The sequence below is a fragment of the Bifidobacterium vansinderenii genome, assembly GCF_002234915.1.
In the GTDB taxonomy this organism is placed as follows: Bacteria; Actinomycetota; Actinomycetes; order Actinomycetales; family Bifidobacteriaceae; genus Galliscardovia; species Galliscardovia vansinderenii.
On sequence record NZ_NEWD01000066.1, the window covers coordinates 1 to 1,342 of the forward strand.

Consider the following 1,342-nt stretch of genomic DNA (forward strand, 5'->3'; position numbering starts at 1 on the left):
CAGCTGCTCCAGACTGAGCATGACATACTGAAGGAAGCCAACGAACAGCGTCTCAAAAACCAAGGCCAGAGCAATATTGAAAATCGCAGCAGACCTCTGCTGCTCGTCACGTCGCGCGCCTACAGCGTTATTCGATACGACCTCGGACTCACCAGAAAGCAGATAAAAATCAAGCCTGATGGGAAGAAACAGATAAAATTCAAGCCTGCCAGCGAACGAGTGCTCAAAGACATCAAACCATGGCAGATTATTCCTTGGCCACATCATTCCGGCAGCAACGGGCACTTTCAAGCGAAAGAACTCATCGAAGCATATGGTCGGGCATTCTGTGCAATCAACTATGTTGATGACGGACAAACCAAATTGCCAATCAGCACGGACTCCAGCGAAGAAAAACTAAAGAATTTCTTCTGCATCCGATTCTACAAAGACAATCAGGGGCGGTTCCGCGATCTCATGGATACCGTGTTCAAGGTAGATGATCCTTCTCTCAAACGGATCGAAGATGCTTTGGAGAAAGATCCAACATTCTCCGAAGGAACCGTGTCACATTTAGACGAGACCGCCATAGCTAGAATTATCGATCTGCTCTTCCAAAACGCTAACGAAGACGACGATACGGCTGCTCGATTGAATGAATTCCGAGAATGCTTCAAGCACGCACTGGCTACAAGTAGCAAGATAAAAGCAAAGGATGTGATGAAACTGTTCACCGACATGATTAAGGCCGAAGCCCCTATCATCAAAAAGTTCGGCGAGCCCGATAAGCCCAAGAAGGATAAAGACAAAACCCTGAAGGAGTTGTTCAACGATGCTTGGAACGCAGAGCAGAAACTGATCGATGAGGCGTCGGCCACAAGTCAACAGTAAAAAAAGGTTTTATACTTAGCGTTTGACTTCAACACGTTTCTCGCATCACAACTAACACACCGCAAAATCTCCATGGCAGTTTTTCGCCATGGAGATTTTTTCATTGCACAATACAACTGTCCCAAACAAGAAAGGATTTGATTGGATAAGAATACAGAAAATTCCGTAAGCCCGCGTACACGCACTATTGCCCTCGGCATTGGAGCAGCAATTGGTTTCTTTATCACTATCCTACTTTTTGTAGGTATGGCCCATAATTCAATTGCGGGTTACCTTGTTCAACTCGTACCGACCATCGTGCAATTCGCTGCGCTTGCCTCATTTGCTGCAAAAGAAACACAGCCACAAAGGTTTAAAATAAACAAAAACCTTTTTTCCTGGCTGGCATATGGCGCCACTGGTTATGCTCTTGCTTCTTTTATTACAAAAGGTATAGCCCCACTCTCATTCCACAAAAAGATTGATGTAGGCT

Annotated in this window: 2 protein-coding genes; both read left to right on the forward strand. The window is 45.3% G+C overall.

Annotation, left to right across the window (positions count from 1 at the left end; all coding sequences use genetic code 11):
• A partial coding sequence (locus tag Tam10B_RS13330) for a hypothetical protein (RefSeq protein ID WP_158214226.1) occupies positions 1–870 on the forward strand: 870 nt, incomplete at its 5' end.
• Between the two features lie 141 nt (positions 871–1,011).
• Positions 1,012–1,342, forward strand: a 331-nt coding sequence (locus Tam10B_RS13100; RefSeq protein ID WP_143248667.1) for a hypothetical protein, incomplete at its 3' end; no start/stop codon positions are given.